Genomic DNA, 26,685 nt, shown 5'->3' on the forward strand with positions numbered 1-26,685 from the left:
TACGCTTAACAATCTTGCGGCTGCTTACCGTTCAGGCAGGCAGCTGTTTTTTCCCGCATCCTGCAAGTACTATAACAAATAAAACTAGAAAGAAAAGAATCTTTTTCATATTATCTCCAGCTGCGAATACAGCGTTTTACCCGCGGGATTCTTAGGGATAGCCTCAATAAAAAAGATGTGGAAGACCTTTGCAGGGAGCCGTGTCGTTTGGGCGAGGTATTCCGATACTGCACGATGCTGTTCTTCGGTTTTAAGCGTTGTATAAACGCAGAGAAGGTCGTCTTGTCCGATACAAGCGAATTCGGCATCGGCAAAGGCGGCAGACAGCAGCCGTTCGGTATCGTCTAAATTAACCCGATTACCGAATACCTTGATGAACCGCTTTTTCCTTCCGACGATAAAAAAATAACCGTCTGAATCCCGTTTTGCCATATCTCCGGTATGGAGCGTTCCCTGCCACTCGTCGCCTTTCGCTAAATCGGCAGCGCATTCCGCATAGCCCATCGAAACATTTGGCCCGCGGTACACCAATTCACCGACAGTATCGGACGCAGTGATTTCCGCACCGATTTCGTCGATCAACTTTAGTTTACCGCCGGGGATTGCAATACCCATACTACCGCATTTTTCCATTGTCTTATCAGGCGGCAGATATGCCATGCGCGGTGCGGCTTCGGTTTGTCCATACATCACAAAAAAGCGCCGTCCGGTGTTCAGGCTCCATTCACCGAATTTTTGATGCAGCTCGTATGGCAGTTTACCTCCCGCCTGCGTCAGTGTTTTGAGCGCCGGCAGCTCCATTTGGGTCAGCCGTAGACGGGAGAACATTTGATAGGTATAGGGGATTCCCACAAGCGAACTGACGTTCTCTTGCTTAACCCGTTCCCAGAACGCAGCGGTTAAGATATCGTGCCCGGTCAATATGACGGTTGCACCCATAAGAACATGGCTGTTAATAATGGACATTCCGTATGAATAGCTCATCGGCAGCATGGTTACCGGACGTTCTTTGTCGGTAATGTGCAGGTATTCTGCAATTGACCGTGCGTTTTCACAGATATTACGGTATGTCAGACGTACGAGCTTGGGGCTGCCGGTACTTCCCGATGTAGTGAGGAGCAGCGCTAAATCTTGAAAAAGCTCCGGCCCTTTTTTATCCGAACGGAGTAGTACACTGTCTGCTATCGCTGCAACGGGCTTATTCATCGGAAGTATTTTTTTTGTCTCTTCCGGTAAGTCTTGCGGGATATAATAAAAGGCGGGATGGTAGGTTTGAATTAAATGGTGCAAAAGATCCGGTGCAATATGTGCGTCCAACAGGAGCGGTACAGCTCCTGCTTTTAAGCAACCGAGGTAGCCGAGCAGCGTCCCGGGTGAATTTCTACAGAGTAGGAATACCAGTTGATGCGCGGCCTCTTTTGGAAACGCAGCTGCAGCCGTATTGATTTCGCTGTAATGCAATGTTTCGCCGCTATCGGTTATCGCCAATACCCGATGCGGATCTTTTTCGGCATATCTCAATAGTTCCATATTTCACCTCATTACCCATAGGATAACTGTATTGGAGTACCTTGCCGGTAAACTGTTACATCGTTTTGCTGAGTGTTTCGGAAATACTGAACGCGCAGTCTCCGACCTTTTCAATTGTCCGTACCATATCGATATACAAAAGCTCTGCCTTAACATTACCGCCTTCTTCCAGACGGTTCCGTGCGAGCTTTTTCAGATTACTGCGCATTGCATCGATTGTTTGTTCCATTTCATCGGCAAGCGCGAGTTGATCCTGTGCCAGCGGTTTATTTAAGTGATCGTGTACAAAGTGAATAAATTGATTGACGACGCCGAGATAGGGCAAGAGCTTATCCATATCCTCTTTCGGAATATCGAGCTTCTTCTTCTTGCTTTTTTCGATATGCAGACCCAATTCATAGATATGATCGGTCATGTTTTCGAGGTTATCGACAATAGTCAGCATCAGCCGTACGTTATGTTCCGCTTTAGTGCTGAGGGATAGACGGGATGTTGCAATCAAGAAACGGGATAACTCTTCCTGCATTTGGTCTGCATAGTCCTCTTGCTGTACGAGCTGTTCGATAACGGCTTCAACGGAGCCTTTGTGTTCGTCCTCCAACAGAGGGCGGATTGTATCGAACATCCTGCGCACAACCATAGACATCATGCTGATTTCCCGCTCAGCTTGCAGAATGTACGCTTCAATATTTTCTTTAATCGCCGTTTCGTTCGGCATAACCAGCTGATACCGTTCAGGCGATTCGTCTCCTTTGTCTTTTACAAGCCATTCTACGAATCGTGCAATGTACGAAACAAACGGAAGTGCAATCAACGTATTGATGATATTGAATAACGAGTGGAAGAGTGCAAGACGAATAGTGATGTCTGCAAGTTTTCCGCCGTCGGGGGTTAATCGGTATAGTAATACAAGTGAGGGCTTAAAAAAGATTAAGAATAACAGTGCCCCGCAGACATTAAAAAGGACGTGTACCGTAGCGGTTCTGCGTGCGTTGAGTTTGCTGCCGATTGCCGCGATAACAGCATCGATTGTTGAACCGACGTTACTGCCGAGTACGCTTGCCGCCGCAAATTCCATACCGATTACTTTGCCGTATGCCATGGTCAAAATAATAGCAGTGGTTGCCGACGAAGAGTGCAAAATGACCGTTAAAAGAAAGCCTGCGATAAAACCGACTATAATGCTGTAGATACTGCCATCCGCTGCAAATGATAAGAATGAAAGGTTGTCGGCGGAAAGATCCGGCATAAGCGAAGAGAGGATTCCGAGTCCTGTGAAAAGGAGTCCGAAGCCCATAATACCTTCGCCCAAACTTTCCTTACGGAACTTTTTGAAGAAGGTAAGAAAAAAGCCGATGCCGAATGCCGGTATCGCAATTTCGGCGAGTTTAAGTTGAAAGCCGATCAGTGCAACAATCCATGCGGTAACCGTAGTACCGATATTAGCGCCGAAGATGACGCCGATTGCTTGTGTTAGTGAAAGGAGTCCTGCATTGACAAAGGAAACGGTCATAACCGTGGTTGCGCCTGATGATTGGACAATAGCAGTAACTGCAAAACCGGTGATTACAGCAAGAACTCGATTACCGGTCATCATATTGAGGATTCGGTGAAGACTCCCTCCGGCACTTTTTTGAATACCTTCGCTCATCAATTTCATGCCGTACAGAATGAATCCGAGGCTCCCCAATGCTTGCAGCAATATTACAACTATTTTCATGCCGACAGCATAGCAAAAGGTCATGTATTTTGCAATGATATCCACGGTTTTTATCAAACCGGTTTGATGATGTTGCCCGCAGCTCTGCTCGAGCCTCTGATCGAACCGTTGACATAAACTATCGTACATTATACAATAATTGCATTATTCATACGATAGGTATCTAATCTATTTTTATCTACTTTATTTAAAAGGAAGGAAATCATGGCAGAAGAAAAATATGTCTATTTCTTCGGGAACGGCAAAGCTGAAGGCAACGGCGAAATGAAGCAGCTGCTGGGCGGTAAAGGTGCCGGCTTAGCCGAAATGACTCGTGCAAAGTTACCTGTTCCCGCTGGTTTTACAATTACCACTGAAGTTTGTCAATTGTATTATTCAAATAATAAAAAATATCCTGCCGGCTTGGAGCAGTCTGTAAAAGAAAACTTGCAGAAGCTTGAAAAAAGTGCCGGTAAGAAGCTTGGTGATCCCAATGATCCGCTTTTGGTTTCCGTCCGTTCAGGTGCTCCCGTTTCGATGCCCGGTATGATGGAAACGATTTTGAACCTCGGTTTAACCGATAAATCAGTCGAAGGTTTGGCAAAAAAGACTTCAAACCGCCGTTTTGCATTGGATGCATACCGCCGCTTTATTATGATGTACGGCTCAACGGCAATGGGCATTGACCGTATTAAGTTTGATGACCTTTTTGATGAGGTAAAAGAAAAGCATACCCGCGGACGCTTGAATATTGCAGCGAGCAAAAAAGTCGGTGATACCGATGTAAATGAAGACGAGCTCGCAGAAGTTATCACGAAATTTAAGGCACTGTATAAGAAAGAGATTAAAAAAGACTTCCCGCAGGATCCGATCGAACAGCTTTGGGGCGCTATCGGAGCGGTATTCAATTCTTGGATGGCCGAAAAAGCCGTTACCTACCGCCGCGTAGAAAATCTCGTCGGAATTAAGGGTACTGCAGTCAACGTTATGCAAATGGTATTCGGGAACAAGGGGAATACCTCCGGTACCGGCGTTTGCTTTACGCGTGATCCCAACAGCGGCGAAAACATATTTTACGGTGATTACCTCTTTAATGCACAGGGTGAAGACGTTGTTGCAGGTATCCGTACACCGATTAAACTCTCCGAGTTTGAAAAAGAAGATAAAAAAGCGTATGATCAGCTCTGCAAAGTCCGCGCTCTTTTGGAAGAACATTATAAAGATATGCAGGATATGGAGTTCACCGTAGAAGAAGGTACGCTCTATATGCTCCAGTGCCGTACCGGTAAGCGCTCTCCCGCCGCTGCGTTTAGAATGGCTGTCGATATGGTAAATGAAAAGCTCATTACAAAAGAAGAAGCTATCATGCGTATTAAGGCAAGCGATATTGAAGGTATTTTCTATCCTGCCATCGACTATAAGCAGCCAAACTTAAAATCCGCGCTATTCGTCAGCGGAATTGCCGCAGTTCCGGGTGCTGCCGCAGGAAAAATCTGTTTCTCCGCAGCTAAGGCAGAGGCTCTCGCTGCAAATAAAGAAAAAGCAATTCTGGTGCGTAAGGAAACCAGCCCCGAAGATGTCGGCGGTATGCACGCTGCACAGGGTATTTTGACTGCGACCGGCGGAAAGACAAGCCACGCAGCTGTTGTCGCCCGCGGTTGGGGTAAATGCTGTATCGTCGGATGCGAAAAACTCGTGATCGATTACGAAAAAGGCGAATGCAGCTATGACGGTAAAGTTCTGAAAGAAGGGGATTTTATCACCCTTGACGGAACAAAAGGCGATGTATATATCGGTGAATTAAAATTGGTACAGGCAAAACAGCCCGAATCATATAAGACCTTGATGAAGTGGGTTGATGAAATCCGCACTATCAAAGTACGCACGAATGCCGATCAGCCTGAGGATGCAAAAGTTGCAATTGAGCACGGCGCTGAAGGTATCGGTTTGTGCCGCACCGAACACATGTTCTTTAATGATGAAAAACGCATTCTTGCAATTCGTGAGATGATTGTTGCGGACAGCACCGAAGGACGCAAAAAGGCCTTGGCGAAGCTGCTCCCGATTCAGACGAAAGACTTTGAAGGTATCTTTAAAGCTATGGACGGAAAGGGTGTTACAATTCGCTTAATCGATCCGCCGCTGCACGAATTTGTACCGCACGATAAAGAAGGTCAGCAGAAATTGGCCGAAGCGCTCAATATCAGCTTTGCAAGTGTAAAGGAACGGGTAGAACAGCTCCATGAAGCAAACCCGATGCTCGGACACCGCGGCTGCCGTTTGGCAATTACCTATCCCGAAATCCTCGAAATGCAGGTAACCGCTATTATTACTGCGGCATGCAATGTACATAAAAAAGGTATTACGGTACTGCCGGAAATTATGATTCCGCTTACCATCGATCCTAAAGAATTTGCGATTCTGGAATCGAGAGTTCGCAGCGTTGCCGATGCAATTCTGAAAAAGCACGAGGCAAAGATTAAATACTTGGTCGGTACAATGATCGAAACTCCGCGCGCCGCTTTGTTGGCTGATAAGATTGCAGAACGGGCAGAGTTCTTCTCATTCGGAACCAACGACTTAACGCAGATGACGCTTGGTATCAGCCGCGACGATGCTGCAAAGTTCTTGCCTGAGTATGTCGATGAGCAAAAAGCGGGAGTATTCCCTGCCGATCCGTTCCAGTCTTTGGATCAAGCCGGTGTCGGGTTGCTCGTAAAAGAAGGTATTGCAAAAGGCCGTTCGACCCGCCCCGAATTAAAGGTCGGTATCTGCGGTGAACACGGCGGTGATTTGGAATCCGTCAAGTTCTGCTGCCGCGCCGGTATGTCGTATGTTTCGGCATCCCCCTTCCGTGTTCCGATTGCCCGCCTTGCTGCTGCACAGGCTGCAATAGAGGATAAAAAGGCCGGAGCTAAAAAAACGGCAAAAACTGCAAAGACAGCTAAAACGGCAAAATCTGCCAAAACCGCAACGAAAAAAAAGTAAATAATCGTTAGTTGATATAACTTGCGACCGGAAGGCTGTCCGAAAATATGAGTTTTTGGGCAGCCTTTTTACTTTATAGTTTGATACCGGACATTATAATATATCGATATTGTAGAAATAGAGCCGGATCTAGTTATACGAGCAAGGTAATTATTATGGGAAGATATAGAACAATATATACCGAAAATCAAAATGGTGACGGATATGAGGCTGAAAAAAACAAAACGGAAAAAATACGGCTGCATACTCTACCATGCAGACTACCGGATGGACGGTCGTCCTTAACTCTCCTGAGTTGGAATTAACTGGAGCTGCAAAAAAGTTTACTAGTATGGTCGTTGTGACAAGTGTCCTTTTCCTCGTAGTTGCAATAACTATTGTTGGTGTAGCAATACGGAAAATGGTATAATTCGCTATTTTATCGCTTTTAATACATATTTTTTTAATGTCTTTGTCGGTATATCCATGTTTAGATATTTCAAAGAATGTATATTTTTAAAAATTGCAAACAGCGTTACGGGAATGCCGAATGGAAGGCTCCAGATTCCGCAGCATAAAGACATGATATTTGCTTTTTTTACTTTTTCTTTTAAACACTCTTTGCAGCCGATTTCAATGTTCGTATGGCGGAACGTCAAAATCAATATACTGAAGGCGGTATTTATGGTTAATGCATTTATACCTTTTCTTTTATTGCATAGCGGACAAAAACAATCTAATAACTGTTCTGCATGAGTATTAATAATTTCTTTTATTTCTTTTTTAGACATACTTTTTAAATCGACTGCATTTTTTATCTCTTCTAATTGTTCGGAAAAATATTTTCCGGTAAACTCTTTTATATTATATTTTTTATACAATGTATCATATTCACTTATCAGTTCGCTGAGAAAATAGAGGGCTTCTTCAGTATAGAGAAATTCAAATATACCGGCTCTTGAATTGATATAAACTGTTTTTCTCATCGTAACAAAAAAGAGAATAGTCAGAATTACGGCAGGGATAAAATAAAACAAGAGATTATCGATTGTGTTTGAATTAACATAGATGTCTATTATGATAAATCCTGCCAAGAGAAAAAGCATAGCAGCAATAATTCCAATGTGCCAATCTTTATATACCGATTCATATACTTCATCATCAAAATCATAGAGGTTGCATTCCTTTGAAATTTTTGAAAGCAACCTCTTTTGTGTGTATATTAATTTTCCGTTGCGTATTTCCGCTTCAAGTTTATATAAAAAAGCTTTTTGGATTAATTTCATACGCTCATTTTCAATAGTGTAAGTCATTAATTATCGACGGCACCATAATTTGAGATAGATGATGCGAATTACGCAAACCGTATAACCTGTTCATCCGCATCAACTGTCGCTTCAACGCCAAGCGGGATAATGCACCGCGGTGCTGCGTGTCCGATATTGACGTTGTACACAATCGGCAAATTCGGCTTATTGATTTCGCTGATTAAAAGGTTTTTATAGTCTTCGTAATACGATTCGTCAATCGGTTTTCCGACAAGGATGCCGTTTATGACTTCAAAAATGCCGGTAGTGTTTAATGCTTGCAGCATCTTTTGATAGAGTTCAGGTTTGGTACGATTTTCACTTGATTCCAAAAGCAGTATTTTACCCTTCCAATCATCAAGTGAGGGAAAGAGATTATACCGGCGGCACAGAGCAGGGCTGTCACTATGGCGGGTGTTGTCAAACATATCATACATTGTTTCAATACAGCCTCCGAGTATTTTACCGGAGAATACGGACTCCCCTTGTAATAATTCAAATCCATTGTTCCGGTGCCGCATTCTTTTTACACCGATCTGTGATTCATCAAATTCGGTACGCTCGCCATACCACATATCGCTCGGGCGGATTTCTTTTATTGTGCCGGTTGTAATCAATTCTTCAAAATACTTTTTTGAATATGGCAGCATTTCATCTTCAAGTTCGCAGATATCCGCCACAAACGACTGACCGTAAAAAGTGTTTACGCCTACGTTATGCAGCATAAAATGATTCATCGTCGTATCGGAGAATCCGAGGAAAATCTTTTTGCTATGCTGTACCGCCTTCCGTAATTCACCGTGTTCAAATAAATACGGCAGCAGCTTGTATGTGTCCTCTCCGCCGATTGCACACAGAATCATATCAATAGACGGATTGGAAAAAGCATCCAATAAATCCTGTGCACGTGCTTCGGGATGACTTTGAAGAAAATTAATTCCTTTACAGGCATTCGCAGTAGTAACAACTTCTATCCCATACGAGCGTAAACGCCTAAAGCCCAATTCTTCCTCGTGCTTAATAAACGGCTCGCCGAGCAAACCCCGTGAAAGACTGATAATCGCTATCTTTTTTACTGTCATGTTTTTTCTCCTATTATCACCATATACAGATATCAAAAAACTTCTATTACCCCTTTGTATGCACACGCTTTTTGTATCAATGACCCCTTTGCACCCATAGTAAAAGCAATATCGCTGCTTCGGATTGCCAACAATTTGTCTCCGGTCTTAATATCCAATGTTTGCATCAAAGATGGCGAAATATGAACTCCGTTATCTTTCAAGGTAAGCCAGCCGTATTTTCTTCCCTTATATGAAATCAACTCACCCTCTTTTAGTGTCTTATCCGCCAAACGAGGGTTTTCTTTTAAGATGTGATTGAGTGTTGAGCGAGAAAGCAGAGGCTCGCTCATCACACAAAATCCGCCCGTCTGCTTACTGCCGGAAACGATGTAAATATATTGCTCTTGGTGTAATTTATATTCTTCCACTGCCGGTGTCGGAAAAATGAGCGCTCCATCTTCCCGTATCTCAGACCAGCCGAAAATATATTTTCCGCCTTTACTCATCTGCGGCATGTTTACTTTCCTCCAATGCTTTTTTCGTTATGCGAATTGCACCGCTGCTGTGAATACGAACAACAGGATGCGGATCATGTTGTGCAAACCATTCCAGTTTTTCCAAGTACAGTTCTACAGAATGCGGCAGCCGTTTTCCCATTACCCGAAACATTTCAGGCGCCTCAATTCGTACGCGCTCTCCCTTATCCGATATCAACTCATAGAACAAATCCAATGTGTCGCAAAAAAGTTCCGGTGCATTCGTTGCGATATTTTCACAAGCCCACACAAACGCAAGCCGTACCGCTCCTGCTGTGTCGGAGCGCATATTCATCATTGTGTCAAAATAAGGAAGAATCAAATCCTTGTTTGCCCTGCCTATTCGTCCCAATGCGTTTACCGAGCGCTCCCGCAGTTTCGGATTACCGTCTTTTAAATAGCCCGCAATTTGTTCAATATACGGCTGCACCGATAACGGATACTGTAATCCCATTTCACCGAGAAGCCACAACGCTTTTGCTTGTACATCCGCTGAATACTGTTCGCCGAGTTTTGCTGCGACATCATCAATCGCTGTGTTCCAATGCACCTTGTCTTTTGTGATTACGCTTAATTCTTTCAGTATCGCTTTGTCTGTCATTGTACCTATTCACATAAAATTTTCTATTGTGCTTTCTCAGCCTTATCCTTCCGATGCAGGGCAACCGCATTAAAAATATTTTTAGCGGTTGCCTTCCTTCTGTGCGAAATTTTGCTTAAAATTTCGCACATTTTCCCAGTAAATGGGTAAACGTATAAGGTAAAGTAGATAAAAATCGCGGAAAAATTGAGACTGTGAGACCATTTGAACCGCAAAGAGGTTCAACTCTGGTCGAATAGTCTCAATTTTTCCGCGGGGTTGTTAAAAAAACGGCCTGATGCGTTTATCCTGCCTTCCGCCGCCGTTTCCTCAGACGCAGTATGATGAGCATTGCGGCTATTCCCAACGCGATAAATACCCAGCCGTACAGCAGTGCGATACAGACTGCGGCAAAGGCCTGTACTCCGCCTTTTATTGCATCCCATACCGGCATAAAAAGTGAACCGGTTTCCGATGCGACTTCTATCTGTTGGTACATGCTGATATGCAGCGTACTGAAATTAACGGAATTTTTCAGATACCGCAGTCTGCCTTCTATCGATTCTATATCCGACCGTATATCCTGTAGCTCATTTTGAATATCGAGGATATCTTTTATTGTTTTTGCTTGGTTGAGCAGCCGCAGGTATCCTTGTTCCGTTTCTTTTTTGACGGCAAGGCGTGCGGTACTATCGATAAACTCTTCCGTTACATCCTGTACGGTAATGGATTTTTCATCAATTTTTTTAACGCCGCCGGAAAGCTCCGTTACGAATACATCAAAATGAGCCTTAGGTATTCTGACCGTCATATTCTGATATATTCGCGAAGAGCTTGCGCGCTCATCTTCTTGACTGATATATGCGCCGTATTTTTGTACGAGCGATTCGATGTGCTGACGGGTTTCCGCTATATCGTGCGTTTCAAAATTGATCGAGCCTTCTTTTATCAGCTGCCGTTCGAGCATTGCAGCGGTATTTGCAGTCTCTGTGTCGTCTAAGGGACGCTGCATATCGGCGGTATCTACATCAGTAGTGGTTGCATCTTTTGCGTATGCCGCATTTTTTACCGCTCCTGCGGGATGTTCAGCCTCGGCATATACCTGTCTATTTGAAACAGAAGCGCTTTTTTTAGCACATGAACTGAAGACAACCGTTCCTGAAAAGATAATAAAAAAAGATAGAAAAATACAATGACGATTCATATAATGGTACTCCTTACATCAAGTCTATATTATATCATAATGAGCGCATCTCTAAAAATCTAATCGACTTTTTTACATAGACCTTTGTTGTTTATGCAAGCGCTTGTAAGAGCTTTTCTACGTTCTCAGGCGTGGTTGCCCAGTCGGTTGCGATGCGGACAACCGTGTGCGAATCATCTTTCTTTTCCCAAAATCCGAATGTAATTTTTTTTGAAAGCTCTGCATAGCGTGTATTTTCAAGGACGATAAAAATCTGATTTGTCGGCGCCATAAAATATTGTTCATACCCGTGCGAGTCAAGAAAGGTGCGAATGGTATCGGCGGCTCGGATTGCATTTTCCCCGATACGGAAATACAGGTCATCAGTAAAAAGTGTTTCAAACTGGATACCGAGTAAGCGGCCTTTTGCGAGTAACGCGCCGTGCTGCTTCATAATGGTAAAAAAATGCGGGCTGCGTTTAGGATCGGGAATAACAACCGCTTCGCCGAAGAGGGCTCCGCATTTAGTGCCGCCGATGTAAAAAGCATCGCAGAGCCTTGCAAGGTCAGCAAGCGTTACATCGTTTTCTTTGCAAGCAAGCGCATACGCGAGTCGCGCTCCGTCAACATACAGCGGAATATGATATTCGTGGCACACTGCACTGATCGCGCTTATCTCCTGCTTGCTGTAGAGCGTTCCATATTCCGTCGGCTGCGAGATATACACCATTCCCGGATGAACCATGTGCTCATAGTTTCCTTCAGCATAAAAATCCTGTAGATACTGCTTAACCGATGTGGCGGTGATTTTACCTTTGTCGCAGGCAAGGGGGAGTACTTTATGCCCGCCGAACTCTATCGCTCCCGCTTCGTGTACGGCGATATGCCCGGTCTGTGCCGAAATGACCCCTTCATACCGGTTAAGGAGCGCATCGATAACCGTTGCGTTTGTCTGAGTACCGCCGACAAGAAAATGTACCGCCGCCTCAGGGCATTCGCACGCTTTTCTGATAAGGGCACGCGCCCGTTCGCAGTATTCATCGGTTCCGTATCCCGCGGTTTGTTCCATATTTGTTTGCACAAGGCGCTGAATAATCGCAGGGTGTGCTCCTTCCATATAATCCGAAGCAAAAGAAAGTTTGTGTTGAGTTTCCATGCTGTAAGATTATCGGATAACAGATTTTTCTGCAAGATTTTTTGACTCGCATTTATGCAGACAGTTTTATGGTATCTTGACAGTCTAAAAATTCGGCGATATGCTTTCTTTTATTGTATATATTGGATATCTTGGGAGGTCTTATGAATTATTCATTACCGAAATCGGAAAAATTACCGTTAATACGGCACAGTATTGCACATATAATGGCGGAAGCCGTTATGAATTTATTCCCCGGAACAAAGGTTGCCATTGGCCCTGCCGTTGAACACGGGTTTTATTATGACTTTGACCTTCCGACACCGATCACCCAAACTGATCTTGAGCGCATTGAAAAGGAAATGCGCCGTCTTTTATCAACTCCGCAGAACTTTGTAAAAGAAGTCGTAAGTAGGCAACAAGCACTTGAGCTTTTTAAAGACCAGCCGTATAAATGCGAGCTTATCAATGACCTACCGCAAGATGCGGAAATCTCGATTTATCGATCGGGTAATTTTTTCGATTTATGCAGAGGGCCGCATGTTGCCAATTCAAAAGAAATTAACGCGCAAAGTTTTAAGCTGCAAAAAATTGCGGGCGCCTATTGGCGCGGCGATGAAAAACGCCCGATGCTGACCCGTATCTATGGTACGGCATGGGAAACGCCCAATGATCTTAAAACGTATCTGACGATGCAGGCGGAAGCGGAGAAAAACGATCACCGCAAGATAGGACGGGAACTGGATTTATTCCATATCGAAGAAGACAATCCCGGCGAAGTATTCTGGCACCCGAACGGCTGGACGCTCTATTTAACCGTACAGCAGCATGTACGCCAAAAGATTAAAGAGGACGGCTATGTTGAGGTAAATACCCCCTTTGTTATGCCGCAGAGTCTCTGGCTTCGGTCGGGACACTGGGAAAAATACAAGGAAAATATGTTTATCACCGAAAGCGAAAAACGGGTGTTTGCGCTTAAACCGATGAACTGTCCGGGGCATGTCGAAATCTTTAAACAGGGAATTAAAAGCTACCGCGATTTACCGCTGCGTATTGCGGAGTTCGGCTCCTGTACGCGGAATGAACCGTCCGGTTCGCTGCACGGTATTATGCGGGTGCGCGGTTTTGTGCAGGACGATGCGCATATTTTCTGTACGGAAGAACAGATTTCCTCCGAAGTGTGCAAGTTCTGTAACCTGCTCAAGTCGCTCTATCGGGATTTCGGCTTTGACGATAAAGCCATACTCGTTAAGTTTTCCACGCGGCCTGAAAAACGGGTCGGCGATGATGCAACCTGGGATAGGGCAGAGAATGCGCTTGCGGAAGCGTGTAAAGCCGCCGGTCTTGAATACGAGATTGCCCCCGGAGAAGGAGCCTTTTACGGGCCGAAGCTGGAGTTTACGCTTGTCGATGCGCTTGGTCGAGAATGGCAATGCGGTACCATACAGGCGGACTATCAACTGCCCTCTAAAGACCGGCTGAATGCCGAGTATATCGGAGAGGATAACCAAAAGCATCAGCCCGTTATGCTGCACCGCGCGGCGCTCGGTTCACTGGAGCGGTTTATCGGTATTTTGATTGAACAATTCGGCGGAGCGCTGCCCCCGTGGCTCTCTCCGGTGCAGGCAATGGTTATTCCCGTTGCTCCCGTATTTAACGAATATGCCGAGAGTATCGCGGCGTCTCTTTCAAAAGCCGGCTTCCGCGTAAAGGCTGATATTGATACCGACCGTATGAATGCAAAGATACGGAAGTATCAGGAACAAAAAATTCCGTACCAGCTTGTTGTCGGCGAAAAGGAAAAGCAGAACAACAGTGTTACCGTCCGGCTTTTGAAAGGAGCGCAAAAAACGATGTCCGTCGATGAATTTACCGCTTTCTTAAAACTCAAGATAGACACCGTTGCAACAAGCGCAGAATTTTAGATAAGACACAAATAGGCATTTCTGAAAAACTCATTTTTTGAGATGGTCTAATAGGAGTCGCAAACGAAAACGGCCGGTAATTCAGCAAGAATTACCGGCCGTTTTGTTAAAGGCTCGTGATTGAGCGGCGTGTCAAAATCGGCACTGCCGCATCATACACTACTCAACGCGGCATGGCATATCGCGGGTTGCGACAATGTCGATGCCCGTATGCAGCACGTCGGGAATAATGACTGCTCCTGTCTTTACCGGCGCCGTTACCCTGATTTTGTTTATCTCTTCCATCACCTGAAAAATCATACCTTTCGGAATAGGCGCCGCTGTTTTAACGGGAAGCGCCGCTAAAAAGCCGTTTTCAATGCGCACCGTCGAGCTGATATTTCTTCGAGGATCTTTCATTTCCTGCAAGCCGTATTCAAGGCCTCGCTTACAGCTATATCCTTCTATTGTGTAGGCGCCGTCTTTTTCGATTGCTCGGAGCCTACAGCCCATAGGACAGGAAACACAGGTAAATTCTTTCATGCCGGTTTCGTTTATGCATCAAGGCAGGCGATTCCCGGTAAGGTTTTCCCCTCCAAGAATTCGAGTGAGGCGCCGCCGCCGGTAGATACATGGCTCATTTTATCGGCAAGATGGAACTTGTTGACGGCTGCAACGGAATCACCGCCGCCGACTACCGTTACTGCGCCTTTTCCGGTCGCTTCGGCCACAAGGCGGGCAACCGCTTCCGTTCCGTGGGAGAAAGCTTCAAATTCAAACACGCCGACCGGGCCGTTCCACACGATAGACTTCGCGTTTAAGATTTCAGACTTGTATAACGCGATGGTTTTAGGTCCGACATCCATTCCCATAAGCGAATCGGGGATGTCGCAGCCGTCCACGCTTTCCGGTTTTGCATCGGCGGTAAAAGAAGCGGCGCAAATATGATCTACCGGCAGGATTATTTTAACACCCTTTGCCTCGGCATCGGTCAAAAGTTTCTTTGCCGTGTCGATAAAATCATCTTCCACCAAGGATTTCCCGATTGAATGGCCTTGTGCTTTAAGGAAGGTATACGCCATGCCTCCGCCGATAATCAGCGCAGCGGCATTTTTCAAAAGACTGTCCAGTACGGCAATTTTTGAAGAAACTTTTGCGCCGCCGATGATGGCGACCATCGGTTTGGGCGGATTTTTTACCATCGGTTCAATATATTTAACTTCTTTCTCCATTAAAAAACCGGCAACTTTTACTTTCATAAATTTTGCGATGGTTGCCGTAGAAGCATGAGCACGGTGTGCAGTTCCGAATGCGTCGTTGACGTATACATCGCCGTAGGAGGCAAGCTCTTTGGCAAGTGTTTCCTGTTCTGCAGTGTCCTTCGAGGTTTCTTCGGGATGGAAGCGCGTATTCTCAAGCATCAAGATACCGCCTTCGGGAAGTGCATCGACTACCGCCTTTTGCCCCTTGCAGGAATCGGCAAGCCGAACGGGCATACCTAACAGTTTTTCCAAATAGGCAGCTACCGGCTTCATCTTATGCTTACCGGCGATGTAGGCCTCTTTGTCAAACGGTTTACCATCCTTAGCCGCTTTTTCGGCAGCTTTCTTTGAATCTTTGGCAGGATCGCCGAGGTGGCTCATCAACACCAGCGAGCGCGGCTTTTGCTCTAAAATATATTTGATAGTCGGTAGTGCCGCAACGATTCGCGTATCGTCCTGCACAACACCGTCCTTCATCGGAACATTAAAATCGACCCGCATGATAACACGCTTGCCGTGAAGATCTACATCTCTTACCGTTTTAACCATTGTATTCCTCCGTTATGTGAGGGGCAGTGTTCATACTCCTGCTGCGCTTGAAGCATATATTTCGTATCTTTCAGAACGCAGGATGCCCTCTACTAGCTTCATATCCGATAAAAATATACTCTGTTATATAAAAAAATGCAACAATGACCGAAGGCTGCTTCCTTTTATAATTTCAGTGTATTTTTTTGACAGTATTGTCCTCTTACAATGATAATTGGACAGTCTTACAGACAAGAAAGCCAATCTTTCTGCGCTTGCACCAATCCCGTCCATACAAAGGCACGGAACCCAAGTTTTTGAGCTGCCTCGATATTTCGTTCCAGGTCATCGAAAAAAACGGCTTCATTTGCACGGATGCCTAATCCTTCAAGACACTTACGATAAATTTCGGGTTCGGGTTTTATCAGATGTAACCGGCATGAAAAGCATGCGTAATCGGCAGCCACAAAGGGCGGTATTTCTTTTTCATATCGATCTAAAAATTGATACGGCATATTGGAAAGAATACCCAGCTTGAAACCTTGTTTTTGAATATTTAAAGCCCAATCACATACCGCATCATTTAAAGTTCGCCAACCGGCTAAATCAATATCTACCATCTTTTTCAGTAGTCCAGTATCTTTAGCGGCTTCTTCATAGCCGTTATTTTGCAGCAAGCGTCTGTACATTTCCTCACCGTTGATGACTCCCCGATCAAAATCGCTGCGGTGTGTGCTGTAAAGATTTCCAAATGCTTCCACCGGAATACCGGTTTCAGCAGCCATTGCTTCATCGATAGCTTTCGTGTCGGTTAAAGAAATTACATTACCGTAATCCAAAATCAGTGCTTTAATCATAAGAAACTCCTAAGGTAACTCCTGAGGTATCTCCAAAAACTGCAAGTCGATCGGCTTGTTCTGTAGGAAATGCATTAAATTGCCTGCCTTGCGGATTGCGAATAGGTTTTTAGAGGTTTCTTGAACAATATACTGAAATATGATGATGTGAATAGTGGATAAGTTCTCATTTGATTATTTCGAAAGATTGCGGTTATTAAATAAAAAAACATATAGAGGTGTTGACAGAAAAGCAAAATGTGTGATACTATCTTTTCCGTTGCATTTGTTACCTGCTATGCAGTAACAGCAGGCAATAAACATAAAAGTGTTTGGGTTTTGCTGGTTTCTTCTATTATTAGATAGTGTACAGTTGTATAAACTCCTCATGCTGATACGGTCTATCGGTTGATTTTTTTAATGCTGATATGCTTTGTGAGCAGTGACACTAAGATGTTGTTTTATGTTTTTTAGTTTATAACGCTTGCTGAATTGAGTGAAAAAAAACTAAAAAAAATAAATAAAAAAAGAAAAAGGTGCTTGACAAGACTGAAGGTTTTGTGATACATTCTTTTTCGCTTGCGGCGCTCTAAAGCAGGGCTCCGATTAAGTAAGCTGGTCTTTGAAATTAAAGGGAAGGGAAAGAAGAAAAAGCCAAAGAGCAAAATCTTTGGTAAGGAAATAAGCGTAGAACAAAGAATCAAGAGAAAGAGAGTGTGCAGGGTGATGAATAATTGCTTTGCATTATTATTTTCTTTCTCTTAAAGGTCAACGTTCCTAAAATAAAAGAAACGGGACTTGCTTTCAAAATTATGAATATCAGACGCCCTTCGGGGTGTTTGAAATAAAATAATGGAGAGTTTGATCCTGGCTCAGAACGAACGCTGGCGGCGCGTCTTAAGCATGCAAGTCGAACGGCAAGAGAGAAGCTTGCTTCTCTCCTAGAGTGGCGGACTGGTGAGGAACACGTGGGTAATCTACCCTTAAGATGGGGATAGCTGCTAGAAATAGCAGGTAATACCGAATACACTCGGCATTTCACAAGAGATGTTGAGGAAAGGAAGCTACGGCTTCGCTTGAGGATGAGCTTGCGTCCCATTAGCTAGTTGGTGAGGTAAAGGCCCACCAAGGCGACGATGGGTATCCGGCCTGAGAGGGTGATCGGACACATTGGGACTGAGATACGGCCCAAACTCCTACGGGAGGCAGCAGCTAAGAATATTCCGCAATGGACGGAAGTCTGACGGAGCGACGCCGCGTGGATGAAGAAGGCTGAAAAGTTGTAAAATCCTTTTGTTGATGAAGAATAAGGGTGAGAGGGAATGCTCATCTGATGACGGTAATCGACGAATAAGCCCCGGCTAATTACGTGCCAGCAGCCGCGGTAACACGTAAGGGGCGAGCGTTGTTCGGAATTATTGGGCGTAAAGGGCATGTAGGCGGTTGTGTAAGCCTGGTGTGAAATCCTGGGGCTTAACCCCAGAATAGCATTGGGTACTGCACAACTTGAATTACGGAAGGGAAACTGGAATTCCAAGTGTAGGGGTGGAATCTGTAGATATTTGGAAGAACACCGGTGGCGAAGGCGGGTTTCTGGCCGATAATTGACGCTGAGATGCGAAAGTGTGGGGATCGAACAGGATTAGATACCCTGGTAGTCCACACTGTAAACGATGTACACTAGGTGTTGGGGCAAGAGCTTCAGTGCCAAAGCAAACGCGATAAGTGTACCGCCTGGGGAGTATGCCCGCAAGGGTGAAACTCAAAGGAATTGACGGGGGCCCGCACAAGCGGTGGAGCATGTGGTTTAATTCGATGGTACGCGAGGAACCTTACCTGGGTTTGACATCTAGTAGAAGGTCTTAGAGATAAGGCCGGGTAGCAATACCCTGCTAGACAGGTGCTGCATGGCTGTCGTCAGCTCGTGCCGTGAGGTGTTGGGTTAAGTCCCGCAACGAGCGCAACCCCTACTGCCAGTTACTAACAGGTAAAGCTTGAGGACTCTGGCGGAACTGCCGATGACAAATCGGAGGAAGGTGGGGATGACGTCAAGTCATCATGGCCCTTATGTCCAGGGCTACACACGTGCTACAATGGTTGCTACAAAGCGAAGCGAGACCGTAAGGTGGAGCAAACCGCAAAAAAGCAATCGTAGTTCGGATTGAAGTCTGAAACTCGACTTCATGAAGTTGGAATCGCTAGTAATCGCGCATCAGCACGGCGCGGTGAATACGTTCCCGGGCCTTGTACACACCGCCCGTCACACCATCCGAGTTGGGGGTACCCGAAGTCGCTTGTCTAACCTGCAAAGGAGGACGGTGCCGAAGGTACGCTTGGTAAGGAGGGTGAAGTCGTAACAAGGTAGCCGTACCGGAAGGTGCGGCTGGATCACCTCCTTTCTTAGAGAAAGGTATAATACTAAATGCTTTGTTGGTTGTACACAAAGCTTCCGCTTATCTCCTCTTCTTTCCCTCTCTTTTTTTATATTATTGGTTTGTAGTAAGGGGATATAGCTCAGCTGGCTAGAGCGGCGGCTTTGCAAGCCGTAGGTCAGGGGTTCGAATCCCCTTATCTCCAAAAATCGTACAGTATAAATAATTTTACTGTATGAAGAGATCTTTGAAAAGCTAGGGAAGGGAAAGAAAGACTACTTAAAGGTGAGTTGCTTTGTTAGAAAAGTGATTAACTGGAGAGTAGGAGAAAATAAGGTGAAGAGAAAAGTTCTTGACGGTTGTCGAATAGACGATTGTTTTAAGAAGAGAACATAATATGGTCAAGCGAAGAATAGGTTTATGGTGGATGTCTTGGAGCCAACCGGCGAAGAAGGCCGTGATAAGCTGCGAAAAGCTTCGGGGGAGGAGCACATATCCTTTGATCCGGAGATTGCCGAATGGGGTAACCCGATAGGAGAGATTCTATCATTACGCTCTTGAATAAAATAGAGAGGTAAAGCGATACTGAGTGAACTGAACCATCTAAGTAACTCAAGGAAAAGACATCAAAAGAGATTCCGAAAGTAGTGGCGAGCGAAATTGGAAGAGCCCAAACCCGTTAAACGGGGGTTGTAGGGCTGCACGGGCTTACGTACAGCAAGTGATAAAGTGAATGTATAGTAGAAAGGTTTTGGGAAAGCCTGACAGAGAGGGTGAAATCCCCGTATACGAAATGCATTCATCTTGCCGGTGCAGTACCTGAGTACGGCGGGACACGAGAAATCCTGTCGGAATCCGGGTCGACCACGATCCAAGGCTAAATACGAGTTGGCTACCGATAGCGGACAAGTACCGTGAGGGAAAGATGAAAAGAACCCCGGTGAGGGGAGTGAAATAGAACCTGAAACCATAAACCAACAAGATGTTACAGCCCTTTATGGGTGGTAGCGTGCCTTTTGTAGAATGAGCCTGCGAGTTACGGTATGCAGCGAGGTTAAGGAATAGAAGTTCCGGAGCCGGAGGGAAACCGAGTCTGAATAGGGCGAAGTAAAGTTGCATGTCGTAGACCCGAAGCCAGAGTGATCTAGTCATGAGCAGGTTGAAGCAGCGGTAAAACGCTGTGGAGGACCGAACTACAATCTGTTAAAAAAGGTTTGGATGACTTGTGACTAGGAGTGAAAGGCTAAACAAACCTGGAAATAGCTGGTTCTCCCCGAAATGCCTTTAGGGACAGCCTTATACAAAATTACCGGAGGTAAAGCACTGGATGGACTAGGGGGCTTCACCGCCTACCAAACCCAATCAAACTCTGAATGCCGGTAATCAACGTATAGGAGTGAGACTGCGTGCGACAAGGTTCGTAGTCAAAAGGGAAACAGCCCAGACCGTCAGCTAAGGTCCCGAAATACTGCTTGAGTGTGAAATGAAGTGTGGATACAAAGACAGCCAGGAGGTTGGCTTAGAAGCAGCCATTCCTTAAAAGAGTGCGTAATAGCTCACTGGTCGAGTATACATGCGCAGATAATGTAACGGGGCTAAGCAGTATACCGAAGCTACGGGTCTTACACGATTTAAGTGTAAGGCGGTAGGGGAGCATTCCATGGACTGATGAAGGTGTACCTGAGAGGGGCACTGGAGGGGATGGAAGAGAGAATGCAGGTATAAGTACACGAAAAGAAAGGTGAGATTCCTTTCCGCCGAAAACCTAAGGTTTCCTGGGTAAAGGTCATCTGCCCAGGGTTAGTCGGCCCCTAAGGCGAGGGCGAAAGCCGTAGTCGATGGGAAATCGGTTCATATTCCGATACCTTTTATAATTTCGATGGCAGGACGCATGAGGCGACCCCCGGCCGGAGAACGGTTGTTCCGGTCGAAGCTTTCAAGCCGTTATAAAGGATAGTAGGTAAATCCGCTATCCAAGGTGAGAGGCGACAGCGAGTGGATCGATGAGAGAAGCGAAGCGGGGTAAGTCATGGTGCCGGGAAATACTGTCTAAGGCTAGGTTATAAAAGACCGTACCGTAAACCGACACAGGTAGGTAGGATGAGAAATCTAAGGCGCTCGAGAGAACTCGCGTTAAGGAACTCGGCAAAATGCACACGTAACTTAGGGAAAAGTGTGGCCTCTGTTTAGTAATGAGTGGAGGTAGCATAAAGCAGGCCCAGGCGACTGTTTATCAAAAACACAGCCATCTGCGAATCAGTAATGAGACGTATAGGTGGTGACACCTGCCCGGTGCCGGAAGGTTAAGAGGAGCGGTTAGCAGTAATGCGAAGCTGTCAATTGAAGCCCCGGTAAACGGCGGCCGTAACTATAACGGTCCTAAGGTAGCGAAATTCCTTGTCGGGTAAGTTCCGACCCGCACGAATGGTGTAACGTATCTGGGCACTGTCTCAACGCGAGGCTCGGTGAAATTTATATACCGGTAAAGAAGCCGGTTACCCATAGTTAGACGGAAAGACCCCGTGAACCTTCACCGTAACTTACTATTGGGACTTGGTTTATCATGTGTAGAATAGGTGGGAAACTATGAAGCTTGCTCGTTAGGGTGAGTGGAGTTGCCAAGTGAAATACCACCCTTGATGAATTAGGTTTCTAACCTGTTCCGTGAAGCCGGAATAGGAACAGTGGTAGGCAGGCGGTTTGACTGGGGCGGTCGCCTCCTAAAATGTAACGGAGGTGCGCGAAGGTCTCCTCACGTCGGTTGGAAATCGACGCAGTGAGTGTAAAGGCACAAGGAGGCTTAACTGCAAGAGTGACAGCTCAAGCAGATACGAAAGTAGGTCTTAGTGATCTGGCGGTAGCGAGTGGAAGCGCCGTCACTTAACGGATAAAAGGTACTCCGGGGATAACAGGCTGATTTTCCCCAAGAGTTCACATCGACGGGAAAGTTTGGCACCTCGATGTCGGCTCATCGCATCCTGGGGCTGAAGTAGGTCCCAAGGGTTTGGCTGTTCGCCAATTAAAGCGGTACGTGAGCTGGGTTCAGAACGTCGCGAGACAGTTCGGTCCCTATCTGCTATGGGCGTTGGATATGTGAGAGGAGCTGCTTTTAGTACGAGAGGACCGAAGTGGACGAACCTCTGGTGTACCAGTTATCCTGCCAAGGGTAAGTGCTGGGTAGCTATCGTTCGGAAGGGATAACCGCTGAAGGCATCTAAGCGGGAAGCCCGCCTCAAGATTACATATCCCTCGGGGTTTAACCCCGCTAAAGACTCCTTGCACACTACAAGGTTGATAGGTTGCAGGTCTAAGCACAGTAATGTGTTATAGCCGAGCAATACTAATAAGTCGTGAGGCTTGACCATATTATCTTCTCTTCTTTATTCTTTATCTCCTTACTCTTTCTTTCCTGTCCCTTTATTTAATAAATTTCGTTTCTTTTTTGTTTCGTCTTTTATTGCCCGGTTGCCATAGTGGAGAGGTCATACCCGTTCCCATCCCGAACACGGAAGTCAAGCTCTCATTACGCCGATGATACTGCTCATCCAGAGTGGGAAAGTAGGTAGCTGCCGGGCTTTTTTTATTTAACCGGTATCGTCGCTTAAAAAGCGTCGGAAGTAGACTATTGTTTTGCCCTAAGGGGTGTTTTAAAGCTATTCGCCTTTTAAAGGTGTAATCTGGAGGCAAAACACTTTATGTGTTTCACACAGTATCTGGAAGGCTTTTTGTTTAACAAAAAAAATTGGAACTAACCTATAGTTTTTTTATCTGTTTTGTATATAATTTTTTTATGAATCCTCAAGTTTCTACATTTGATAAGTTGGTTGATTCTCTTTCCACAGAAGAAGCACAGGCAATGCTTGCACATATTGCTGAAAATATGAAGATGTCTGAAGATATACAAACGGACTCTAAAAAGGAGCCATTGTTAAGCGATACTCAAATAAAAAAAAGTATTCGAATAAATGACGAACCTTTTTTTATTCGTTTATGGATACGCATTAAATCCTTTTTTAAGTCATTACCCATTGAAACGGTGTATGAAGAAGAATTGATTCGGCGTCTTGGAAAAGATTTGCAGCATGAATACAAGCAATATATCAATATAAAAGGAAATGTCTTTACAAAGGACTTTTATGAATTGTTACGTGAATTACGAAAAACCCAACTTTTTTTTACCTCTCTTTTATCTGCTTATGATACTGACAAAGGAAATTTTTACTTATTGGTAAGTTCTTTCGTTGCACCGGATGTGTATTTAAAATTAATGTATAACACTGATCCTTTTAACTGTGTTCCAACTTCTCAGGCAAATTCCAACCTTCGATCCGAGCTTTTAAAAAAAATTGATGAATCGTTTTCGCTGATGACGACAGATTATAAGGCTGGAATGTATCAAGCGGCTAATGCGATTGAATGGATGCGGTATTTTTGTGAATTGCCGATCGATAAAGCTGTTTTACGTTTTACCGTAAATCCGGCTGTTGAACCTTCCTGTTCCGTTTATTTGCTTTCTGCAGAAATTGGTATGCTTGCATCGGTTCTCAGTACAACAAAACCAATTCCTGATGTTGTACTCCAAGCTTTATTTTTGTTATCAAAACAAGATAAGTTGAATGATAAAACGGTTAATATGGATGAAGAATCGGTTGAGTTTATTTCGCAAGCTTCTCATGCTTTGGAAGCAATTAAAGAATTTTCCGTGAAAATTCCGATTTTAGAATTAGCCCGTTATACGTTAAAATCGATACACTGGGAACCGCAACGCCTTGAAGGAGGGGAAGATTGGTTTCAACTCTTTAAAGTAGCATGGAAAAAACGATTTACTGAACGGTGGCAACTATGGGCTTCAGAACAAAAACGCGCTCAATTAAGCCGTCAGATGCTGGATTTGTTGAAAACTGATCAGCTTGAACCTTTAATGTATCGCCCCTGGGAAGATTCATGGCTTGTGCTTCGTTTTAAGCGTGAATTTTCATTTAGATTTCTTTCTGCTTTTTTTTCAAGATTATATCCGCCTTTTGTGCAACCGATATTAAAAACGTTGTTAATGGAAGGAAATTTTTATCGTCGTGAGAATCTTGCAGAATATACCAATGCCTTTACTGCATTGGAAAAACAGCAAAGTTGTATTAGTACTTTTGAAACACGGTTATCTCCTGAGGGGGAAATCGGTGCAGCATTTATCCAATTAAAAGAAAAAACTGTAGCAAGTTTGAAGAGTAAGAATAGCCTTGAAGCGTTAATGAAAAATATTGAAACCGAAGCTAAACAAATTATTACTTCTTCTCAGAATGCATTCAAAATATTGATTGCTTTGCTCAACGGTTTTATCGACGGTAATAAGAGCAGTGTATATGCACCGCTATTAAATTGGCTGATTATTCAAGGAAATGACAATGCAGACTTTAGAAAGCGTGTAGAAGGTGTAAAGAATTTATTACAGGAAGTAACAAGCATCCTGACGGAAGCTGATAAGATTGAAGCAGATTGGTAATACAGAATAGAAAAACCGTTTGCTTGACAAAAAAATATAGCAACATATACTCTATAAGGAGGAAAATATATGGCAGAATTTTTAAGTGACCGCAACTTTGAACTCTTTAAAAATTTAATATATAACGAAAGCGGTATCACTTTTTCTGTAACAAACCGATCCATTTTAGAAAGTCGTTTGAAAGATCGCTTACGAGAGAATAAAATGGACGATATTGATGCCTACTATAAAATTCTGACTTCAAATAAAGAAGAGCTGAAAATTATGTTGGATTCGGTTACCACCAATCTGACCCGTTTCTTCAGAAATCAACCTCATTTCGATGCTTTAACTCATTATGTTATTCCTGAAATTGTCAAGATAAAACAAGCTGCAGGACAAAAGCAGATTCATATTTGGAGTGCAGGGTGTTCCACCGGAGAAGAGCCGTATACGATTGCTATGATTATGAAGCGGCACTTACCTCCCGGGTTCACCGCTGATATTCTTGCTTCAGATCTGTCGTTTAAATCGTTGGTTGTCGGGAAACAAGGATTTTATCCGGAAAGCCGTGTAGTTGGGATTCCTGATGATTATCTTGCTCAGTATTTAACTAAACAGGGAAATGGTTATCAAATAAATCCTGAGATTATGCAAATGGTTAAGTTTGATTATCATAATTTAAAACATGATGCTAATAGGAATAATATTGATATTCTTTTTTGCCGTAATGTGATTATCTATTTTGACGAACCGGCACAACAGGCGGTTATTAATCGTTTCTGGGATGCGATGGCTCCTCATTCATTTCTTTTTATTGGACATTCAGAATCTTTATTCGGTATGGATACGAAATTTGAGTTTCTTAAAACCGAATGGGCTTGCTTGTACCAAAAAAATGTTAAGTAGAGTCCTTTATCGCTACAACTATGTATTGAAAAGGGCATATGAATTTTTAGTATATCTGCTGAAAATGCGGGAGGTTGTTTTAATATGGATGATATAAAAGTTTTAATAGTAGATGACTCGGCCTTGATGCGGAGTTTGATTGGAAAGATAATTGATGGGACACCCGGATTAACTGTCGCTGATAAAGCTATGAACGGGAGATTTGCCCTACAAAAATTGGAACGTGTTCAGCCTGATATTATTGTGCTTGATCTCGAAATGCCGGAAATGAATGGAATAGAGTTTTTGCGTGAGCGAAAAAGACTTAAGATTGATATTCCGGTCATCATTCTGTCCAGTATTGCAAAAGAGGGAGCCCGTATCACAATGGATTGTCTGGAACTTGGTGCCAGCGATTTTGTTACTAAGCCTTCCGGATCCGAATCGGCAAACTTAGCTACAGTTGCCAGTCAGCTTGTGGAATTTTTACAAGCGTATGGTCGGCAATATCAATTGAAAAAGCAATCTGTTGCCGGTATCAAGACTGCTTCAACTGCTCCTGCACCGCATTATATTCATACACCTCAGCTGCAAACAGCGCCTCAAACTCATACGGTTGCAAGTGGTACCTCAGCCTTTGCAGCACCTCCGGAAAAAGCTGAAAAACCGATGCAAGTTCGTCAACCGGGAAAACTTGAAATTATTGCAATCGGGATTTCTACCGGTGGACCGAATGCCTTGCGTGAAGTGTTTGCAGAATTAGATCCGAATCTTCCGCAGCCGATTGTCGTTGTACAGCATATGCCTCCGGGATTTACCTATGAATTTGCGAATAGTCTCAATAAGATATGTCCATTGGAAGTGAAAGAAGCTCAGGAAGGAGATCTTGTAAAGCCGGGGCGTATTCTTATTGCGCAGGGAGGAAAACACCTTTTAGTTGAAAAGAAACCTCTTGGCGTTATTGCTCATATCTCCGATGCGCCTCCTCAAAGCGGGCATCGTCCGAGTGCGGATGTGTTATTTGCTTCTGTAGCAGAACAGTTCCAAAACCGTGCACTTGGAATTATCATGACAGGTATGGGCAAGGACGGTGCTGCAAGTCTTACACGGTTGTATCAGGAAGGGTCCCGTACTATTGGGCAAGATGAAGCGTCTGCTATTGTATACGGTATGCCCCGTGTTGCTTATGAAATGGGCGGTGTAATGGAACAAGTTTCGTTAAGCAATATGGCTTCCGTTATCAATCGTTATGGAAGGGAGTTTGCCTAATAATGATACATAGATGAAGCATTCTAAATAGTATTTTTAGAACGCTCAAGAGTGTTAAGCAATGAGCGATGCTTTGCCGAAAGGTAAACTCGCTCGTTAATACGTCCGCCGCGACGAATGGTAGTTAGGGACGAAGCGATAGTTTAGCT

At 44.4% G+C, this 26,685-nt stretch carries 16 protein-coding genes, 1 tRNA gene and 3 rRNA genes; 9 read left to right on the forward strand and 11 right to left on the reverse strand.

Annotated features, from left to right (window positions below; genetic code table 11):
* Positions 1-105: 105 nt before the first annotated feature.
* Positions 106-1,530, reverse strand: coding sequence for an AMP-binding protein (locus QI63_RS09560; protein WP_044015872.1), 1,425 nt, complete (start codon positions 1,528-1,530; stop codon positions 106-108).
* 55 nt (positions 1,531-1,585) lie between these two features.
* On the reverse strand, positions 1,586-3,250 hold the full coding sequence (locus tag QI63_RS09565; RefSeq protein WP_044017291.1) for a Na/Pi cotransporter family protein: 1,665 nt from the start codon (positions 3,248-3,250) through the stop codon (positions 1,586-1,588).
* Between the two features lie 204 nt (positions 3,251-3,454).
* On the opposite strand from QI63_RS09565, the gene ppdK reads away from it, so the two are divergent.
* A complete protein-coding gene (ppdK, locus tag QI63_RS09570; RefSeq protein ID WP_044015874.1) occupies positions 3,455-6,217 on the forward strand; it encodes a pyruvate, phosphate dikinase in 2,763 nt (920 codons plus the stop codon).
* A 413-nt stretch (positions 6,218-6,630) separates the two neighbouring features.
* Here the strand turns inward: ppdK and QI63_RS13340 are convergent, their stop codons facing one another.
* The 6 genes from QI63_RS13340 to QI63_RS09605 form a co-directional block, all read right to left on the reverse strand.
* A complete protein-coding gene (locus QI63_RS13340; RefSeq protein ID WP_235619683.1) occupies positions 6,631-7,482 on the reverse strand; it encodes a hypothetical protein in 852 nt (283 codons plus the stop codon).
* Between the two features lie 68 nt (positions 7,483-7,550).
* Positions 7,551-8,585 carry a S66 family peptidase gene (locus QI63_RS09585; protein ID WP_044015877.1) on the reverse strand — a complete coding sequence of 345 codons (1,035 nt, stop codon included), beginning with the start codon at positions 8,583-8,585 and terminating at the stop codon, positions 7,551-7,553.
* Between the two features lie 32 nt (positions 8,586-8,617).
* Positions 8,618-9,082 carry a hypothetical protein gene (locus QI63_RS09590; protein ID WP_044015879.1) on the reverse strand — a complete coding sequence of 155 codons (465 nt, stop codon included), beginning with the start codon at positions 9,080-9,082 and terminating at the stop codon, positions 8,618-8,620.
* Positions 9,066-9,704, reverse strand: coding sequence for a sister chromatid cohesion protein PDS5 (locus QI63_RS09595; RefSeq protein WP_044015881.1), 639 nt, complete (start codon positions 9,702-9,704; stop codon positions 9,066-9,068). The genes QI63_RS09590 and QI63_RS09595 overlap by 17 nt, the downstream gene beginning before the upstream one ends.
* 283 nt (positions 9,705-9,987) lie before the next feature.
* On the reverse strand, positions 9,988-10,887 hold the full coding sequence (locus QI63_RS09600) for a DUF4349 domain-containing protein (RefSeq protein WP_044015883.1): 900 nt from the start codon (positions 10,885-10,887) through the stop codon (positions 9,988-9,990).
* Between the two features lie 91 nt (positions 10,888-10,978).
* Positions 10,979-12,022, reverse strand: a complete 1,044-nt coding sequence (locus QI63_RS09605; protein ID WP_044015885.1) for a threonine aldolase family protein — start codon at positions 12,020-12,022, stop codon at positions 10,979-10,981.
* Positions 12,023-12,165: 143 nt separating this feature from the next.
* Here QI63_RS09605 and thrS point away from each other — a divergent pair, with 143 nt between their 5' ends.
* The gene (gene thrS, locus QI63_RS09610; protein ID WP_044015887.1) at positions 12,166-13,926 is read left to right on the forward strand and encodes a threonine--tRNA ligase; all 1,761 of its coding nucleotides are present in this window, start codon (positions 12,166-12,168) and stop codon (positions 13,924-13,926) included.
* A gap of 159 nt (positions 13,927-14,085) precedes the next feature.
* Here thrS and QI63_RS09615 read toward each other — a convergent pair whose 3' ends face one another.
* From QI63_RS09615 to QI63_RS09625, 3 genes are all read right to left on the reverse strand, one after another.
* Positions 14,086-14,448, reverse strand: a complete 363-nt coding sequence (locus QI63_RS09615) for a DUF1667 domain-containing protein (protein ID WP_044015889.1) — start codon at positions 14,446-14,448, stop codon at positions 14,086-14,088.
* A gap of 11 nt (positions 14,449-14,459) precedes the next feature.
* Positions 14,460-15,716 carry a phosphoglycerate kinase gene (gene pgk / locus QI63_RS09620; protein WP_044015891.1) on the reverse strand — a complete coding sequence of 419 codons (1,257 nt, stop codon included), beginning with the start codon at positions 15,714-15,716 and terminating at the stop codon, positions 14,460-14,462.
* 224 nt (positions 15,717-15,940) lie between these two features.
* A complete protein-coding gene (locus QI63_RS09625; RefSeq protein ID WP_044015893.1) occupies positions 15,941-16,552 on the reverse strand; it encodes an HAD family hydrolase in 612 nt (203 codons plus the stop codon).
* A gap of 828 nt (positions 16,553-17,380) precedes the next feature.
* Here QI63_RS09625 and QI63_RS09630 point away from each other — a divergent pair.
* From QI63_RS09630 to QI63_RS09660, 7 genes are all read left to right on the forward strand, one after another.
* Positions 17,381-18,930: ribosomal RNA gene (locus QI63_RS09630) — 16S ribosomal RNA — on the forward strand.
* Between the two features lie 104 nt (positions 18,931-19,034).
* Positions 19,035-19,108 (forward strand) — tRNA-Ala (locus QI63_RS09635).
* 194 nt (positions 19,109-19,302) lie between these two features.
* Positions 19,303-22,268 (forward strand): 23S ribosomal RNA (locus QI63_RS09640).
* 95 nt (positions 22,269-22,363) lie between these two features.
* Positions 22,364-22,478: ribosomal RNA gene (gene rrf / locus QI63_RS09645) — 5S ribosomal RNA — on the forward strand.
* The 16S, 23S and 5S rRNA genes sit together here with 1 tRNA gene alongside, the layout of an rRNA operon.
* Positions 22,479-22,693: 215 nt before the next feature.
* Positions 22,694-24,400, forward strand: a complete 1,707-nt coding sequence (locus QI63_RS09650; protein ID WP_044017298.1) for a DUF5312 domain-containing protein — start codon at positions 22,694-22,696, stop codon at positions 24,398-24,400.
* 69 nt (positions 24,401-24,469) lie between these two features.
* Complete coding sequence (locus tag QI63_RS09655) at positions 24,470-25,288, forward strand: CheR family methyltransferase (protein ID WP_044015895.1); 819 nt, start codon at positions 24,470-24,472, stop codon at positions 25,286-25,288.
* Positions 25,289-25,372: 84 nt separating this feature from the next.
* A complete protein-coding gene (locus tag QI63_RS09660) occupies positions 25,373-26,536 on the forward strand; it encodes a protein-glutamate methylesterase/protein-glutamine glutaminase (RefSeq protein ID WP_044015896.1) in 1,164 nt (387 codons plus the stop codon).
* The last annotated feature ends 149 nt before the right edge of the window (positions 26,537-26,685 follow it).

Source organism: Treponema sp. OMZ 838 (genome assembly GCF_000775995.1).
Classification (GTDB): domain Bacteria; phylum Spirochaetota; class Spirochaetia; order Treponematales; family Treponemataceae; genus Treponema.

Excerpts from the sequence above, each read along its gene's own strand:
- QI63_RS09560 (WP_044015872.1), bottom strand. The coding sequence starts at position 1,530 with ATGGAACTATTGAGATATGCCGAAAAAGATCCGCATCGGGTATTGGCG.
- QI63_RS09565 (WP_044017291.1), bottom strand. The coding sequence starts at position 3,250 with ATGAAAATAGTTGTAATATTGCTGCAAGCATTGGGGAGCCTCGGATTC.
- ppdK (WP_044015874.1), top strand. The coding sequence starts at position 3,455 with ATGGCAGAAGAAAAATATGTCTATTTCTTCGGGAACGGCAAAGCTGAA.
- QI63_RS13340 (WP_235619683.1), bottom strand. The coding sequence starts at position 7,482 with ATGAAATTAATCCAAAAAGCTTTTTTATATAAACTTGAAGCGGAAATA.
- QI63_RS09585 (WP_044015877.1), bottom strand. The coding sequence starts at position 8,585 with ATGACAGTAAAAAAGATAGCGATTATCAGTCTTTCACGGGGTTTGCTC.
- QI63_RS09590 (WP_044015879.1), bottom strand. The coding sequence starts at position 9,082 with ATGCCGCAGATGAGTAAAGGCGGAAAATATATTTTCGGCTGGTCTGAG.
- QI63_RS09595 (WP_044015881.1), bottom strand. The coding sequence starts at position 9,704 with ATGACAGACAAAGCGATACTGAAAGAATTAAGCGTAATCACAAAAGAC.
- QI63_RS09600 (WP_044015883.1), bottom strand. The coding sequence starts at position 10,887 with ATGAATCGTCATTGTATTTTTCTATCTTTTTTTATTATCTTTTCAGGA.
- QI63_RS09605 (WP_044015885.1), bottom strand. The coding sequence starts at position 12,022 with ATGGAAACTCAACACAAACTTTCTTTTGCTTCGGATTATATGGAAGGA.
- thrS (WP_044015887.1), top strand. The coding sequence starts at position 12,166 with ATGAATTATTCATTACCGAAATCGGAAAAATTACCGTTAATACGGCAC.
- QI63_RS09615 (WP_044015889.1), bottom strand. The coding sequence starts at position 14,448 with ATGAAAGAATTTACCTGTGTTTCCTGTCCTATGGGCTGTAGGCTCCGA.
- pgk (WP_044015891.1), bottom strand. The coding sequence starts at position 15,716 with ATGGTTAAAACGGTAAGAGATGTAGATCTTCACGGCAAGCGTGTTATC.
- QI63_RS09625 (WP_044015893.1), bottom strand. The coding sequence starts at position 16,552 with ATGATTAAAGCACTGATTTTGGATTACGGTAATGTAATTTCTTTAACC.
- QI63_RS09650 (WP_044017298.1), top strand. The coding sequence starts at position 22,694 with ATGAATCCTCAAGTTTCTACATTTGATAAGTTGGTTGATTCTCTTTCC.
- QI63_RS09655 (WP_044015895.1), top strand. The coding sequence starts at position 24,470 with ATGGCAGAATTTTTAAGTGACCGCAACTTTGAACTCTTTAAAAATTTA.
- QI63_RS09660 (WP_044015896.1), top strand. The coding sequence starts at position 25,373 with ATGGATGATATAAAAGTTTTAATAGTAGATGACTCGGCCTTGATGCGG.